The organism is Dermabacter vaginalis (genome assembly GCF_001678905.1).
Classification (GTDB): Bacteria; Actinomycetota; Actinomycetes; order Actinomycetales; family Dermabacteraceae; genus Dermabacter; species Dermabacter vaginalis.
In genome coordinates, this window is sequence record NZ_CP012117.1 from 651,352 (window position 1) to 667,107 (window position 15,756).

Below are 15,756 nucleotides of genomic sequence, written 5' to 3' on the forward strand. Positions count from 1 at the left end.
GCACACGCAATGCCTAAGAATCTTTTCCCGCTTGATTCTTCGAAATCGTTCAAAGACCAGGACATCGTTGGTCACAACCGTTGGCACCCTGACATTCCCGCAGCTGTCACGGTCAACCCGGGCGACACGTTCCGCATCGACTGCCGCGAGTGGTTCGATGGCGACATCAAGAATGACGACAGTGCCCAGGACATCCTCGAAGCTCCCGTGAGCAAGGTGCACGCGCTCTCCGGCCCGTTCCACATCAAGGGTGCGAAGCCTGGCGACCTGCTCATCGTCGACATCCTCGACGTGGGCCCGATCCCGCAGGAAGACGAGGGACCGCTCGCCGGTCAGGGCTGGGGCTACACCGGCATCTTCGCGAAGAACAACGGCGGTAGCTTCCTCGTGGATCAGTTCCCGGATGCGTACAAAGCCGTGTGGGACTTCAACGGCCAGACCGCGACCTCGCGCCACGTCCCCGGCGTGTCGTTCACGGGTCTCATCCACCCGGGTCTCATGGGCACCGCGCCTTCGCACGAACTGCTCAAGAAGTGGAATGATCGCGAAGCCGCGCTCATCGCGACCGACCCGAATCGCTTGCCTCCGCTCGCGCTTCCGCCCGAACCGAAGGATGCCGTGCTCGGCACTCTTACGGGCGAGGATTTCGACCGCGTTGCAGCCGAGGGTGCACGCACCGCACCGCCGCGTGAAAATGGCGGCAACCAGGACATCAAGAACCTCTCGAAGGGCACGCGCGTGTTCTACCCCGTGTACGTGGACGGCGCGCACTTCTCGGTGGGCGACCTTCACTTCTCGCAGGGTGATGGCGAGATCACCTTCTGTGGCGGCATCGAGATGTCGGGCTTTATCGACGTGCACGTCGACGTGATCCCCGGCGGCATGGACAAGTACAACGTCAAGGAAAATGCGATCTTCATGCCCGGCAACGTCGAGCCGCGCTACAGCGAGTGGATCTCCTTCTCCGGCACGTCCGTCACGCTTGACGGCGAGCAGCGCTACCTCGATTCGCAGCTTGCCTACCAGCGTGCCTGCCTCCACGCGATCGACTACCTCACGACCTTCGGCTGGACGCCGGAGCAGGTATTCCTCATGCTCGGCGCCGCTCCGATTGAGGGGCGTTTCTCGGGCGTTGTGGACATCCCGAACTCGTGCGCGACCGTGTACATCCCGACCGCGATTTTCGACATTGATGTTCGCCCCGGCGCCGGCGACGTGCCGAAGATCGACCCGGGCATTGGTGCACCGCGCGCGGCAAATGCGTAACGCACGCGCGTGACATCGCCGAGGGCGGGAGACAGCTCGAAAGGGCCAGCTCTCGCCCTCGGCCTATGCCGTAGGCTCGACGTTATGATCTTCGCCCCTGAGGAGAATGCCGACGCTCTCGACCGCCTCATCGTTCATGACGCCGCCGAGAATGCGCCAAACGTACCGGGAGACATCCTCGTGCTCGATGACCGCTCGGGCGCACTCACGGCCTGGGCTTGTGCCCGGATCGAGGGGCGCTCGCGGGTATTCGTTCGCAGTGTCTTGCGCTCGCACGCTGCGTCGGCGCGTGCAATCGCGGCGAGATCGGGAAAATCCGATGATCGCGTGCTCATCGCCGGAGATAATCTCGCTGCGCCCGACCTCGGCACCTTCCTCGCCGAGCACAGCTTTTCCGGCAGCCTCGCTCTCGGGCGCCTGCCGAAATCGCTTGCGGCGCTCGAGGAAAATGCCCGGTTCCTCGCGCGGCACGCGCACACAATGGATCGGGAGATGACGCTCGTGCTTGGAGGCGCGACCAAACACATGACGCGGTCGATGAATGATGCACTCCGGGCCGGTTTTGGTGAGGTCCGTGGACTGCGCGGCAAGGGCAAGTTCCGCTCGCTCTATGCTTCCGTTCCAGGCGAAGGAGTCGCCCCGCCCCTGGCGCGTCGCTCGGCCTGGAGTAGTGGCGAGCTCGTCGCCTACGGGGGAGTATTTTCCGGGGCCAAAGCCGATCGCGGGGGAGAGGCCCTCGCACGCGTTGCCACGACGTGGATCGCGACCGCGACCGAGCGTGGGATCGCCTCGCCTCGCGTTCTCGACCTCGGCTGTGGGAACGGCATGCTTTCCCTCGCCGTGAGTGAGGCGGCTGCGCGCACCGGAGCGGCCCTCTCCCTTACGGCAACCGATGTCGATCTCGACGCGGTGCGTTCAACGCACGCTACTCTCGCGCCCTATTCGTGGCAGCCCGGGATCGACACGCGTGTCACGTGGGACGATGCCGCCGGCGGGGAACCGTCGGAATCTGCTGATCTCGTGATGCTTAATCCGCCATTCCACGACGGTACGCGCGTGGATGCGACCCTCGTCGAACCCCTGCTCGAGGCGGCGCACCGCGTCCTTGAGCCCGGCGGGGAACTGCTCCTCGTGCACAACTCGCACCTTCGCTACCGGGCGCTGCTCGAACGGCGTTTTTCCGCGACGAGAGAGGTGAGCCGCGACCGCACGTTTACCGTGCTGAGCGCGACGAAAGCGATCTCGAAGCGCGAGCGTTAGTCGAGGATCGAGTTCATGACGGACGCGAAGAACCCGAGGCCGTCCACACCCGTGCGTGTGCCCTCGCCGGGAACATCCGGGCCGAAACCTGCCTCAACCGCGTGCTCGGGGTGAGGCATGAGGCCCACAACGTTGCCGTATTTGTTCGTGATGCCGGCGATCCCTCGGTAGGAGCCGTTCGGATTGTCCTCGAAACCGGCGGGGCCGCCCTCGGCGCCCTCGGCGTAGCGGAACACCACGCGGTTTTCCGCTTCTAGCTCGTCGAGGGTTTTTTCGTCGGCGACGTAGAGGCCATCCTGGTTCTTGAGCGGAACCGTGATGACCTGGCCCTGCTCGTAGGCGGTCGTCCACGCCGTGCGGTTGTTCTCCACGCGCAGCGGTTGGTCTCGGCACACGAACGTACGGTGCGCGTTCTTGATCATCGACCCCGGAAGGAGGTGGGTCTCGGTGAGGATCTGGAAACCATTGCAGATGCCGAGCACGGGCATTCCGCCCTTTGCAGCATCCACAACGCGCTCCATGATCGGGGCAAAGCGCGAGATCGCGCCCGCCCGCAGGTAATCGCCGTAGCTGAAGCCGCCAGGAAGAATCACCGCGTCCACATCGCGAAGATCGTCGTCCGCATGCCACAGCGCCACCGGCTCTGCACCCGCGATCCTCACGGCACGCAGGGCGTCGCGATCATCGAGAGTACCCGGGAAGGTCACCACACCGATTGCGGGCATCAGGCCTGCTCCTCCTCGACGCGCACCGAAACGACGTCCTCGATGACGGGGTTGGAAAGGAGCTCGGTCGCGGCTTCGCGCACGCGCTTGAGAACCTCGCTCGTCACCTCGCCCTCGACTTCGAGTTCGAAACGCTTGCCTTGACGAACCGAAGTGATCTGCTCAAAGTCGAGCCTTCCGAGGGCGCCGAGAACGGCCTTTCCCTGCGGGTCGAGAATTTCGGGTTTCGGCATCACGTCGACGATGAGGCGGGGCATGTCATCTCCAGAAAACAGTAGGCACGAAAAAGTCGTCGAAAACTGCGCGGGTTGCGCACTCCTTGATTCTACCGGTCCGTGCGGGCTCCGCTCATCTTTCGCCCCTACGGTGGCGGTATGGAGATCACACACTTCGGCCACTCAGCTCTGCTCCTCACCTACGCGGGGGAGGGCAGGGCCGACGCCTACAGGGTTCTCTTCGACCCCGGAAACTTGAGTGACCCCCTCGTGGCGGGGCTCGAAGGTCTCGACGCGATTGCGGTAAGCCATCAGCACCCCGATCACGCGCACCCGCCCTACCTCGAAAAACTCTTCGAGAATAATCCCGAGGCGGCCATCCTGCTTGAGCCTCAGACGGCAACGCTCCTGGGTGAGGTCGATGAAACCTCCCGCTTCCGGGAACGGTTTACCGCTCTTGCACCCGGTGGGCGAGCAACCGTCGGAAATTCTCACGTGACCATACGGGCAGCCGGTGGTGCGCACGCGACGATCCATCCCGCGATCCCGCCCGTGGGAAACGTGGCGTTCATTGTCGAGGCCCCGGGGGAGCAGACCTTTGCCCACACGGGAGACTCGCTCGTGCCGCATCCCGAGCTGATCGGCGCTCACGTGCTCTCGTTCCCCGTCGTGGCACCGTGGTCGAAAATGCAGGAGACGATCGACTTTTTGCGAATCGTGAAACCGGACGTGGCGATCCCCGTGCACGATGGGGTCGCCTCGGCCGCTGGGCGCGCGATCTACCTCAAACAGTCGAGCGCGTACAGCCCTGACTCATGCGAGGTGCGGGATTGGCCCCGCGGAACGGAGCCTGGAGAAGGACGAGTCCTGAGCTTCCCGCGGTCAACCCGCGAAGCTCGTTAGTGAACCTCGAAGCCGCCGCGTGCGCGGAACTGTTCACGCACGCGCTCCACGAGTTCTTTCTCGGGCGGGCGCGTGTCGCGAAGCTTGTAGTCGAGGCCGAGTGAGTCCCACTTATCGGTGCCCATTTGGTGGAAGGGCAGCACCTCGATACGGCTCACGTTCGAGCGCCAGCGCTCAACGATGTCGGCGACCTTCTCGACGTTGTCGTAGTCGTCGGTGAGGCCGGGAACGAGGACGAACCTGGCCCATACCTCGATGCCCTTCTCGTTCAAGCGATCGCCAAAGTCAATCGTTGGCTGAAGCGCGCGGCCGGTCGTGCGCTTGTAGACCTCGGGATCGCCACTCTTGACGTCGAGGAGAACGAGATCGACCGATTCGAGCAGTTCGTCGGAAGCGTTGCGGCCGAGGAAGCCCGAGGTATCGATCGCGGTGTGAACGCCCATGTCTTTCGCTGCCTCGAGGAGGCGCTTCGCAAAAGCAGGCTGCTGGAGAACTTCGCCGCCCGAAAGAGTAATGCCGCCGCCCGATGCCTTGAAGATGCGGCGGTAGCGCTTGATCTTTGCGATGAGCTCATCCGCGGTGACGTCCTGACCGTTCTTGGCTTCGAACGTGTCGGGGTTGTGGCAGTACAGGCAGCGAAGCGGGCAACCGCTAAAGAAGATTGTGAGGCGCGTGCCGGGGCCGTCAACGGCCGTGACGAGCTCCCATGAATGGATGGAGGCGAGGTCGCCCTCGCGCACCGCCTGGAGGCGATCGGGGCGTTCAAGATGCGACTCTTCGAGGCCCTCGATTCCGGCGCCCTGGCGCCTCTTATGAAGCGGAAGATCAACCTGGGTGATGCTCGCGCCCGCGGACTCGGTCATGGATCGCCTCTCGTCAAAGTCGTGGTAGGCGTGGAATCGGAGGCCCGCATGGGTCGGGGACACGCCCTAAAGAGTTGGGCCCGGAAACCGGAGCTTCCAGGCCCAACAGGTGAACGCTTCGATGCGCTTAATTATTGCGCATCACGCGTGTGAAGTGATGTGTCTCAGGCGCCCTGGTGGAAGGTGCGGTTGAGCACGTCGAGCTGCTGCTCGCGCGTGAGCTTCACGAAGTTCACGGCGTAGCCCGACACGCGAACGGTGAGGTTCGGGTAGTTCTCCGGGTTCTCCATCGCGTCCACAAGGGTGTCCTTGTTGAGCACGTTGATGTTCGCGTGGTAGAGGCCGGACTCCATGTTGTTCTCGGCGCGGTTGGTCTTCATGGACTGAAGGCGCTCATCGAAAGTCTTGACTGCCATTGTTCTCTCCTCAATCAGAGTGATGGAAATGTGGGGGTGAAAACCGGTCGGGCCCAAGGGGGCTCGCGCCCGACCGATTCACGTTGTGGGGATTCAGACGATCAGTCTTCGTCATCCATGATGAAGCCCGAGTCGAGAATGCCGACCAGGTTCTTCACCTGTTCGTCCTTCGTACGGCCAAGGCCCTGCGGGGTAATCGTGTTGGTCAGCGAGATGCCGTCCAGCGCGTCGTTGTAGTCGAGCTTGCCAACGGAAAGCATCGAGGCCACCATGCCGTGGCTGTCCATGCCGTTCTCCGGGTTGGCGCCCGGTGCGAAGGGTGTGCCCTTCTCGTGGCCCGAGGGGAACGAGCCGGTCGCCTTGCCGTACACGACGTTCGACGTAATCGTGAGCACCGACTGGGTCGGGATCGCGTCACGGTACATCGGGATCGCCTTGATCTTCGACATGATCGTGTGGACGACGGTCGCGGCGATGTCGTCGGCGCGGTCATCGTCGTTGCCGTAGATCGGGAAGTCGCCCTCGGTGCGGTAGTCGACCACGAGGCCCGACTCATCGCGAACCGGGTAGACCTTCGCGTACTTGATGGCGGAGAGCGAGTCGGCAACGATCGAGAGGCCAGCGATGCCACAGCCCATCGTGCGCGTGATATCCGAATCGTGAAGCGCCATCTCGACTGCCTCGTAGGCGTACTTGTCGTGGCAGTAGTGGATGATGTTGAGCGCCTCAACGTAGGTGCCCACAACCCAGTCCAGCATCTCTTCGTATTTCTGCCAGACCTCGTCGAAGTCGAGCGGGCCCTCGCCCTGGATGGGCTCGAACAGACCTGCTTCGGTGACCTGCTTGCCGCTCATCTCGTCGCGGCCGCCGTTGATCGCGTACAGAAGCGCCTTAGCGGAGTTCACGCGAGCGCCGAAGAACTGCATCTGCTTGCCGACCTTCATCGGGGACACGCAGCACGCGATGGCTGCGTCATCGCCCCAGCGGTTGCGGATCTGCTCATCGGACTCGTACTGGACCGAGCTCGTCTCGATCGAGATTGCCGAGCAGAAGTCCTTGTAGCCCTGCGGGAGGCTCGGATCCCAGAAGATCGTGATGTTCGGCTCGGGAGCCGGGCCGAGGTTACGAAGCGTCTGGAGGAGACGGAACGAGGTCTTCGTGACGAGCGTGCGGCCGTCCTCGCCGATGCCGGCGTCGGACCAGGTTGCCCAGTAGGGGTCGCCCGAGAAGATCTGGTCGTAGTCGATCGTGCGGAGGAAGCGCACGATGCGGAGCTTGATCACGAGAGCGTCGATGAGCTCCTGCGCGTCGGTCTCCGTGATGCGGCCTTCGTCGAGGTCGCGCTGGATGTACGAGTCGAGGAACGGCGAGAGGCGGCCGATCGACATGGCGGCACCGTCCTGGCTCTTGACCGAGGCGAGGTAGGCCATGTAGACCCACTGTACGGCTTCCTGAGCGGTAGCGGCGGGGCGGCGGAGGTCGAGGCCATAGGCGTCACCGAGGTTCACAAGCTTGTTGAGAGCCTTGATCTGCTCGGCGTGCTCCTCGCGGAAGCGGGCCCAGTGCTCGCTGAACGGCTGATCCGAAACTGCGTCCTTCGCGGCCTTCTTCTCGGCGATCAGGAAGTCCGCGCCGTAGAGCGCGAGGCGGCGGTAGTCGCCAATAATGCGGCCGCGGCCGTACGCATCGGGAAGACCGGTGATGATGTGCGAGCTACGTGCTGCGCGGATGCGCGGGGTGTAGATGTCGAATACGCCATCGTTGTGGGTCTTGCGGTACTTGGTGAAAATCTTCTTGATCTCGGGATCCGGCTCCTTGCCGGCTTCCTTGATCGCGGTCTCCACCATGCGCCAGCCACCGAAGGGCATCATCGCGCGCTTGAGGGGAACGTCGGTCTGAAGGCCGACGATGACGTCATCGTCTTCGCTGATGTAGCCAGCGGGGAAGGCATCGATATCGGCGGGGGTCTTCGTATCCACGTCGTACACGCGGCGGCGGCGCTCCTCCGAGAGGTACTTCTTCTCGAGGGTGTCCCACACGCGAAGAGTCTTGTCGGTCGCACCCGCGAGGAACTCGGCGTCGCCCTCATAGGGGGTGTAGTTGAGCTGGATGAACTCGCGAACGTTGATGTTCTCGTTCCAGTCGCCGGACTTAAAACCGCGCCACGGGTCGAGTTGTTCGCCCTGGGCTCCGGTGTTCTTTTCTTCCACAGCAGTCATGTGAGCCTTCCTTCCATGGCGGGGGCTAAGCCGCATGCTCGTGAGGTGTGCTGGTAGTTAAACGGTAGGAGCGGTGCCTATTTATGTATGGGACTTAGAGCCCGTTCCGTGGCGTCGGCCACATGGTAGCGCCGGGGTCTGGAAGGGGGTTGGGGAGGTTAGAAGGTGGTGCCTGACAGTCGCTCGTAAGCTTCGATGTATTTCGCGCGCGTAGCCTCCACGATGCTCGCGGGGAGTGCGGGGGGCGCAACCAGGGAATTCTTGCTCCAGCCGCTCTCGTTTGCGAGCCAATCGCGCACGAATTGCTTATCGAAGCTTGGCTGCGCGGAGCCCGGTTGGTACTGGTCAGCGGCCCAAAATCGCGACGAATCGGGAGTGAGAACTTCGTCACCCAAGACGATGTTTTTGGTGTGTCGCGAACGGCCGAACTCAAGCTTTGTATCGGCGAGGATGATGCCTCGCTCCCGGGCAAAGCTCTCCGCCGCGCGGTACACGGCGAGCGTGCGATCTTCGAGTTCCTCCACGAGGCTCGCACCGAGCCTCTCTCGCGCTTCGCCAACCGAGATGTTCTCGTCATGCTCGCCCTGTTCAGCCTTCGTTGAGGGGGTGAAGATCGCGGAAGGCAAGCGGGAGCCGTCAACGAGCCCCGCGGGGAGTGCATGGCCGCCGACCGCACCCTCGCGGCGATAGTCTGCGAGCCCCGAACCCGTGAGATACCCGCGCACAACGCATTCAAGCGGCACCATGTCGAGCGCTTCGCACCGAAGGGCGCGCCCGCGCACCGCGGCGGGAACGTCGCTCGCGCTGAAGACGTGGTTCTCTGTGACATCTGCGAGATGCTCGAACCACAAAAGAGACATCGCCGTGAGGATGCGTCCCTTATCGGGGATCCCAGGGGTGAGCGAGTAATCGAACGCGCTAATGCGGTCGGTTGCGACGACGAGGACTTCGCTCGCGTCCTCGAGAGTGCTTCCATGGGGAACATAGAGTTCCCGCACCTTGCCGCTTAGCGCGTGATCCCAGCCCTCAAGGGTGGGAGCCTCCACTAGAGCCCCGTTTTCGTCCGTGTTCATAGTCGTACCGTCCTTTCGATCTCGCCGTGAGCAGCTCGTTCGGCGATATCCGTGCGGTAATGGGAGCCGTCCAGTAGCACGTGCGCGATAGCCGATTGCGCGCGAACGCGCGCATTTTCGAGGGTGTCTTCTCGGGCGACGACGCTCAGCACGCGGCCTCCACTCGAGAGGAGGGTGCCGTCGGCATCCCGTTTTGTGCCCGCGTGGATGACCGCGCAGTCTTCCTGTTCAACCGAGTCGAGACCCGTGATCTCGCGGCCCGTGTGCGCCGCGAGCGGATAGCCCTCGCTCGCGAGCACCACCGCGACGGCGCTCTCCTCGTGCCACGTGGGGGTCGCCACTTTCGTGAGGTTCCCCGTTGCGGCGGCGTGCAATAGTGCGCCGAGGTCGCTTTCGAGTCGCTCGAGAACCACGAGGGTCTCGGGATCGCCGAAGCGCACGTTGAACTCGATGACCTTGAGGCCGTCCCGCGTTGCGGCAAGGCCGCAAAAGAGAAGCCCTATAAAAGGGGTGTCTCTCTCTCGCATCGCCCGCACGAGCGGCTCGGCAATTTTTTCGACGCTCGCTCGCATGGCGGCTGCTTCGTCGAGCCAGGGAAGCGGGGAATACGCGCCCATCCCACCCGTGTTCGGGCCTTCGTCGCCCTTGAACGCGCGCTTGAAGTCCTGGGCCGGAACGAGTGGCAAGACCCGCTCGCCATCGCTCACGCAGAATACCGAGAGCTCGGGGCCGTCAAGAAACTCCTCGAGGACCACCCGGGCATCATCGGCGGTGCTTGTGAGGCATGCGCGAGCGTGCTCAAGCGCTTCGTCGCGCGAGGCCGTCACGACAACGCCCTTGCCTGCCGCGAGCCCGTCGGCCTTGACGACGTAGGGGACTTTTCCGCCGGTATTGAGCTGATCCATCGCTGTCTCGAGTGCGGCGGGATCCGTCACCGTGATCGAGCGCGCCGTGGGGATGCCCGCGTCGTTCATCACGCGCTTCGCGAAATCCTTCGAGCCCTCGAGCTTCGCGGCGGCCTTCGAGGGGCCGAAAACCGTGAGACCGGCTGCGCGCATCTCGTCGGCAAGTCCCGCGACGAGCGGCGCCTCCGGACCGATGACGACGAGCTCGATTCCGAGGTCGCACGCGAGACGCGTGAGGGCCGGGCCATCGCCGAGAGCGACGTCGTGAAGCGTCGCGTGCTCGGTCATACCCGGGTTGCCGGGAGCGGCATGGAGGTCATGAGAAGAGGAATCTTTGCTGAGGCGTCGCACGAGGGCGTGCTCGCGCGCGCCCGTGCCCACTACGAGAATTTTCACGCCCTCAAGCCTAGCGGTTCGGGCTAGGCTTCTCGCGTGAACACCGAGCCCAAAGCCCCAGACTCCTCGCCTGCCCCCGAGAAACGCCTTCGCGTTCGTCTCGACCTCGCCTACGATGGCACCGCGTTTAAGGGGTGGGGAATCCAGCCGGCACTTCGGACCGTGCAGGGTGAGCTTGAGGCGGGACTCGCGAAGATCGTGCGCGAGAAGGTGCGCGTCACGGTCGCGGGCCGCACCGATGCGGGCGTGCATGCGAGCGGCCAGGTTGTGCACGTGGACATCCTCGAAAAGCAGTGGCGACGCATGCCGGGCCGCAGCGATCGCACGTGCGAGGAGTCAATCATCCAGCGCCTCGCCGCTGTCCTGCCGAGCGACATCGCGGTTCACCGAGCATGCGTTGTGAGCGAGGATTTCGATGCGCGCTTCAGTGCGCTTTCGCGCACCTACCGCTACCGCATTTGCGACGATTACGCGCGCCGCGACCCTTTGCGCCGCGACGTTGCCTTTCACAAGCGCCCTCTCGATGCAGAGGCGATGCACAATGCGGCCCGCGCGCTCGTTGGCGAACATGATTTTCTCTCCTTCTGCAAACCCCGCGAGGATGCCACGACAATCCGCACCCTTCACGCGGTCACGTGGGAGCGCCCGAACACAGGCAAGGATGAGGGGCTCGTCGTCGCCACCGTCACGGCCGACGCCTTCTGCCACCACATGGTCCGCTCCATCGTTGGTGCGAGCGTTGCCGTGGGGGAGCATCGCCTCGACGCCGAGTGGATGGCAGCCCTCGTGACGATTCCGCGCCGTGATGAAGCGGGAAGCGCGCCCATGTTCTCTCCCACGGGCCTCACGCTCGAGGGCATCGAGTATCCGGAGGAGTCGGCTTGGGCTGCTCGCGCCACCCAAACGCGCGGCAAGCGCGGGGTGCCATTCACGCGCGGGTGAATGGTTCGGCGGTTGCTGAGGCCGCGCGAGTCTGCACTCCTCAAATGTGAGGGAAAACAAGGGCGCGGCAGCCGTCGGCCCGTTGCCCTCGCCGAGGATCCGGACTAGAGTTGTGGGCTGTTGTGCCATAGATGCGCGCTCTGCCGCTGCCGCTTTCTCACGCTCGGCGCGAAAGAGCTCCTCACACGCATCTGAGCTTTACGCCCGCTCCTAAACCCGGGCTCACGGTTCAGCACGGCATTTCTTGGTCATGCTTTAAACCAAAGGAAGCGTGTCCACGGTCCATTCGAACCGTGCTTTCGCACGCCCGAAAGGGGCGTTGCGGGGCACTTAAACGAGAGAAGAAGGCACGAGTGCGTACGTTCACCCCGAAGCACGACGACGTCGAGCGTTCCTGGTACGTCATTGACGCAACTGATGTCGTCCTCGGCCGGCTCGCTTCCCACGCCGCTCAGCTCCTGCGCGGCAAGCACAAGCCGGTCTTCGCACCCCACGTGGATGCGGGCGACTTCGTCATCATCATCAACGCTGAAAAGGTTGCCCTCACGGGCAAGAAGCTCGAGCAGAAGCTCGCTTACCGCCACTCGGGTTACCCGGGCGGTCTGCGCGCGACTCGGTACGCCGAGCTGCTCGAGAAGAACCCCGAGCGCGCGATTGAGAAGGCTGTCAAGGGCATGCTCCCGAAGAACAAGCTTGCCACCCAGCAGCTCAAGAAGCTCAAGGTGTACGCGGGTCCCGAGCACCCGCACCAGGCTCAGAAGCCGGTCCCGTTCACCATCGACCAGGTGGCGCAGTAACGGGCCCCGCCCGGCTACGCCGATACGAGATCTGAGGAAATCAAGTGGCAGAAACCACCCCCGAAGTTGAGGAGTTCGAAGGCGAAGCCTCGAACTACACCACCGAATCCACCAACGAAGCTCCCGTAGGTAAGGGCTCGTCGATCTCCGCCCCCGGCTACGGCACCGGCCGTCGCAAGCAGGCTGTTGCCCGCGTGCGCCTCGTGCCCGGCACCGGCGAGTGGACGGTCAACGGCCGCACCCTCGAGGAGTACTTCCCGAACAAGCTTCACCAGCAGGAAGTGAACGATCCGTTCAAGCTCCTGGACCTCCAGGGCCGCTTCGACGTCATCGCCCGCATCTCCGGCGGTGGCCCCTCGGGCCAGGCCGGTGCGCTGCGCCTTGGCGTGTCGCGTGCGCTCAACGAGATCGACTCCGAGTCGAACCGCCCGGCCCTCAAGAAGGCAGGCTTCCTCACGCGCGATGCTCGCGTCATCGAGCGTAAGAAGGCCGGCCTCAAGAAGGCCCGTAAGGCACCGCAGTTCTCGAAGCGCTGATTTTCAGCCCTTTGCACTGTATCGAAGGCGTCACCTTATCGGTGGCGCCTTCGAGCGTTAACGGTGTCAGGGCCTAAGGTTGTAACCGTGGTCGTTCTCGATATTCTCACCGAGCAGCCGCTCCTCGCCCTCTTTCTTGTGATGGCGCTCGGCACCCTCCTCGGGCGAGTGCGTTTTGGCCCGGTCCAATTCGGCGCGGCTGGTGCTCTCTTCGTGGGACTTGCTATAGGCGCGCTCGACCCCCGCCTTGGCGAAGGTTTTGGCACGTATCAAACATTCGGGCTTGCCCTGTTTGTGTACATGATCGGGCTCAGCGCTGGCAACGGGTTCTTCCGCGACATGCGCAAGCAGTACCGGCTCATGCTGGCCGTGGTGGGAATTTATGCGATTTATGCCTTGGGCGTGAGTGCCCTTGGTTCCTTCGCGGGTCTTGGCAAGGAACTCACCGCTGGCACATTCACGGGCACACTCACCTCGACCCCCGCACTCGCCGCCGCGAGTAGGGCCTCCGGAAACTCCACGATTCCAGCCGTCGGCTACGCGATCGCGTACCCGTTCGGCGTCATTATCCCCATGGTGCTCGTGTCGCTCATGATGGCAAGCCCCCGGATACGCTCGAAATTCTCCGCGCGCAGGGATCCAGGCCGCCCGCGCGGCGCACAGATCCGCGACATGAGCGTGCGCGTGACCTCCACAATCGCGCTGATGGATGTGCCCGGGGTGCGCGAGGGGACCGTTTCCGCCTCCTACCTCCTGCGCCGCGGCATGATGACCATCGTGCGCACGGATACGGTGCTCCACGAAAACGACGAAGTCGTGCTCGTGGGATTTCCCGAATCTCTCGAAAGGGCGCTCGAGGTGATCGGTGAGCGCGCCGAGCACCGCCTCCTTGATGATCGCAGCGCCGTGGACTACCGCCGCATCCTCGTCTCGAACCCGCGGCTTGAGGGACGGCTCCTTCGTGAAACCCGGATCGCCTCGCGCTATGGCGCGATGGTCACACGCCTGCGCCGGGGAGATGAAGATATGGTTGCCTCGCCCTGGACTCGCCTCGAGCTCGGCGACCGCGTGCGCGTCGTCGCTCCGCGCGAGGAGATTGGCCGCATCACCGAATACCTTGGCGACAGCGAGAAGCGCATCAATAGCGTGGATTTTCTCGCGCTCGGCCTCGGTATTTCGCTCGGCCTTCTCCTCGGTCTCGTGGGGATTCCCCTTGGCGGAGGCGCGTCGTTCGCGCTCGGAAACGCGGCGGGTCCCCTCGTCGTGGGGCTCATCCTTGGCCGGTGGGAGCACACGGGCCCCATTTTGTGGACCCTTCCGCGGCCCGTGAACCTCACGATCCGCCAGCTTGGCCTCTCCGTATTTCTCGCAGCGGTCGGCGTAATGTCGGGCCCCGCGTTTGCCGAGAACGTTTTTACCATGACGGGTCTCAAGGTCGCGCTTGTCGCTGCGGCCTCGCTCGCGCTCATGCTTCCCCTCGTTCCCATCGCCGGTGCTCTGCTCGGAGTAAGTCTCGAGCGCGCGGCCGGTGCCGTTGCGGCCTTTGTGGGGCAGTCGGTCGTTCTCGAGCATGCCCTCAACCTCGGCCGTGACGATGAGCGCACGGCATCGGGGTATGCCGCCGTGTACGCCCTCGGTATCGTTGTGCAGTTGCTACTCGTGCAGTTCATGGTCACCTAAAGCCTCCCCGCTACACTCGAAGAGTTTTCCTGCACGCCTCGTGCACCCCGATGAAGGAAGAAACCACATGGCGCGTTTGTTTGGAACCGATGGCGTTCGCGGAGTCGCGAACAAGGACATCACCGCGGAGCTCGCGGTCGAATTGGCTGTCGCAGCGGCCCATGTTCTTGGGCAATTCGGCGCATTCGAAGCGCGCAATAGCGGGGAGCGCCAGGCTAAGCCTCGTGCAGTCGTCGCGCATGACCCGCGCCCCTCGGGCGACTTCATTTCCGCCGCAATTTGCGCGGGCCTTGCATCCGCGGGCGTTGATGTTCTTGACGCCGGTGTGCTTCCCACCCCGGGCCTCGCCTACCTTGTGAAAGATTCGGGCGCCGATCTCGGCGTCATGATTTCCGCGAGCCATAATCCCCACCCAGACAACGGCATCAAGTTCTTTGCACGCGGAGGCACGAAGCTCCCCGACGAGGTCGAGGATGCGATCGAGGCGCGCCTGCACGAAGAATGGGCCCGCCCGCTTGGCGCAGAGGTGGGGTCGATCGCCCCGTACGAGAACGCGGTCGATGCCTACGTCGCTCACCTCCTGTCGACCCTCGAGGTTTCCCTCGAAGGCCTGAGCGTCGTTGTGGACTGCGCCAACGGTGCCTCCTTCGAAACGGGACCCAAGGTTCTCGAGCGTGCGGGTGCGAGCATCCACGTTCTTGGCGACTGTACCGATGGCCGGCACATCAACGAAGGCTGCGGCTCGACCCACCTTGAACAGCTCCAGGCCGCCGTGGTGGAACACGGCGCCGATATTGGCGTGGCGTTCGATGGCGATGCTGACCGCTGCCTCGCCGTTGACGCGGAAGGCGCGGTGATCGACGGCGATCAGATCATGGCCATCCTTGCTCTCGCACTCAAGGAAAAGGGCAAGCTCGCCGACGACACGCTCGTCGTGACCGTCATGAGTAACCTTGGCCTGAAGCTCGCGATGCGCGAGCATGGCATTCAGCTCGGCCAGACCTCCGTTGGCGACCGTTACGTCCTTGAAGAGATGACGCTCGGCGGCTACTCAATCGGTGGCGAACAGTCAGGCCACGTCATCCTTCTCGAGCACGCCTCGACGGGCGACGGTGAACTCACGGCTCTCCACCTCCTTCAGCGCATGAAGGAGACCGGAAAGAGCGCTCGCGAACTCGCCAGCGTCATGACTCGCATGCCGCAGGCCCTCATCAACGTGAGCGGTGTCGACAAGAACCGTGCGCAAATCGACGCGGTCGTGACGAAAGCCGTTGAGGAAGCGGAGGCCGAACTTGGCGACACCGGCCGCGTGCTTCTTCGCCCCTCGGGCACTGAACCGGTTGTGCGTGTCATGGTCGAAGCAGCCGAGGACGAGCATGCCCGTAGCGTCGCTGAGCGCCTTGCCGGGGTCGTGCGCGAGCGTCTCACGCTTGAGGGCTGACCCTTCGAGTGTGAAGGCAGTTCACGTCCTCAAAAATTTGGGGTCCGACGGTTGCTGAGCAGCCGTCGGACCTTATTTTTTTGGTGGAGAAGCGCGGACCGGGGGAGGCGGATCGTTCC

At 63.7% G+C, this 15,756-nt stretch carries 15 protein-coding genes; 8 read left to right on the plus strand and 7 right to left on the minus strand.

The features are described 5' to 3' along the window. Positions 1–9 precede the first annotated feature (9 nt). On the plus strand, positions 10–1,266 hold the full coding sequence (gene fmdA, locus DAD186_RS02725; protein WP_065247408.1) for a formamidase: 1,257 nt from the start codon (positions 10–12) through the stop codon (positions 1,264–1,266). An 84-nt stretch (positions 1,267–1,350) separates the two neighbouring features. After that, entirely contained in the window at positions 1,351–2,526 is a 1,176-nt protein-coding gene (locus DAD186_RS02730; protein WP_065247409.1) for a class I SAM-dependent methyltransferase, read from the plus strand. Here DAD186_RS02730 and purQ read toward each other — a convergent pair. Both purQ and purS read right to left on the minus strand, forming a co-directional pair. Next, positions 2,523–3,251, minus strand: a complete 729-nt coding sequence (gene purQ / locus DAD186_RS02735) for a phosphoribosylformylglycinamidine synthase subunit PurQ (RefSeq protein WP_065247410.1) — start codon at positions 3,249–3,251, stop codon at positions 2,523–2,525. The two genes, DAD186_RS02730 and purQ, sit on opposite strands and share 4 nt — an antisense overlap. Next, positions 3,251–3,508, minus strand: coding sequence for a phosphoribosylformylglycinamidine synthase subunit PurS (gene purS, locus DAD186_RS02740; RefSeq protein ID WP_065247411.1), 258 nt, complete (start codon positions 3,506–3,508; stop codon positions 3,251–3,253). Before purS ends, purQ begins: the two co-directional genes overlap by 1 nt. Positions 3,509–3,625: 117 nt before the next feature. Here purS and DAD186_RS02745 point away from each other — a divergent pair, with 117 nt between their 5' ends. Next, on the plus strand, positions 3,626–4,369 hold the full coding sequence (locus DAD186_RS02745) for an MBL fold metallo-hydrolase (RefSeq protein WP_065247412.1): 744 nt from the start codon (positions 3,626–3,628) through the stop codon (positions 4,367–4,369). Here DAD186_RS02745 and pflA read toward each other — a convergent pair. From pflA to purD, 5 genes are all read right to left on the minus strand, one after another. Next, on the minus strand, positions 4,366–5,232 hold the full coding sequence (gene pflA, locus DAD186_RS02750) for a pyruvate formate-lyase-activating protein (RefSeq protein WP_065247413.1): 867 nt from the start codon (positions 5,230–5,232) through the stop codon (positions 4,366–4,368). The two genes, DAD186_RS02745 and pflA, sit on opposite strands and share 4 nt — an antisense overlap. Before the next feature lie 164 nt (positions 5,233–5,396). Then, positions 5,397–5,648 carry an autonomous glycyl radical cofactor GrcA2 gene (gene grcA2 / locus DAD186_RS02755; protein WP_055089418.1) on the minus strand — a complete coding sequence of 84 codons (252 nt, stop codon included), beginning with the start codon at positions 5,646–5,648 and terminating at the stop codon, positions 5,397–5,399. Positions 5,649–5,749: 101 nt separating this feature from the next. Then, positions 5,750–7,867: a pyruvate formate lyase family protein gene (locus DAD186_RS02760; protein ID WP_065247414.1), complete on the minus strand. Its 2,118-nt coding sequence runs from the start codon at positions 7,865–7,867 to the stop codon at positions 5,750–5,752. Positions 7,868–8,025: 158 nt separating this feature from the next. After that, positions 8,026–8,940, minus strand: coding sequence for a phosphoribosylaminoimidazolesuccinocarboxamide synthase (locus DAD186_RS02765; RefSeq protein ID WP_065247415.1), 915 nt, complete (start codon positions 8,938–8,940; stop codon positions 8,026–8,028). Beyond that, positions 8,937–10,241 carry a phosphoribosylamine--glycine ligase gene (gene purD / locus DAD186_RS02770; RefSeq protein ID WP_065247416.1) on the minus strand — a complete coding sequence of 435 codons (1,305 nt, stop codon included), beginning with the start codon at positions 10,239–10,241 and terminating at the stop codon, positions 8,937–8,939. The genes DAD186_RS02765 and purD overlap by 4 nt, the downstream gene beginning before the upstream one ends. 36 nt (positions 10,242–10,277) lie before the next feature. Between purD and truA the strand changes: the two genes are divergently transcribed. The 5 genes from truA (at position 10,278) to glmM (ending at position 15,637) form a co-directional block, all read left to right on the plus strand. After that, entirely contained in the window at positions 10,278–11,183 is a 906-nt protein-coding gene (gene truA / locus DAD186_RS02775) for a tRNA pseudouridine(38-40) synthase TruA (RefSeq protein ID WP_065247417.1), read from the plus strand. A gap of 353 nt (positions 11,184–11,536) precedes the next feature. Next, positions 11,537–11,980 carry a 50S ribosomal protein L13 gene (gene rplM, locus DAD186_RS02780; RefSeq protein ID WP_016664071.1) on the plus strand — a complete coding sequence of 148 codons (444 nt, stop codon included), beginning with the start codon at positions 11,537–11,539 and terminating at the stop codon, positions 11,978–11,980. A 44-nt stretch (positions 11,981–12,024) separates the two neighbouring features. After that, positions 12,025–12,516: a 30S ribosomal protein S9 gene (rpsI, locus tag DAD186_RS02785; RefSeq protein ID WP_065247418.1), complete on the plus strand. Its 492-nt coding sequence runs from the start codon at positions 12,025–12,027 to the stop codon at positions 12,514–12,516. A gap of 87 nt (positions 12,517–12,603) precedes the next feature. Next, complete coding sequence (locus tag DAD186_RS02790) at positions 12,604–14,196, plus strand: aspartate:alanine exchanger family transporter (RefSeq protein ID WP_236886277.1); 1,593 nt, start codon at positions 12,604–12,606, stop codon at positions 14,194–14,196. Between the two features lie 67 nt (positions 14,197–14,263). Further along, on the plus strand, positions 14,264–15,637 hold the full coding sequence (glmM, locus tag DAD186_RS02795; RefSeq protein ID WP_065247419.1) for a phosphoglucosamine mutase: 1,374 nt from the start codon (positions 14,264–14,266) through the stop codon (positions 15,635–15,637). Positions 15,638–15,756: the final 119 nt, after the last annotated feature.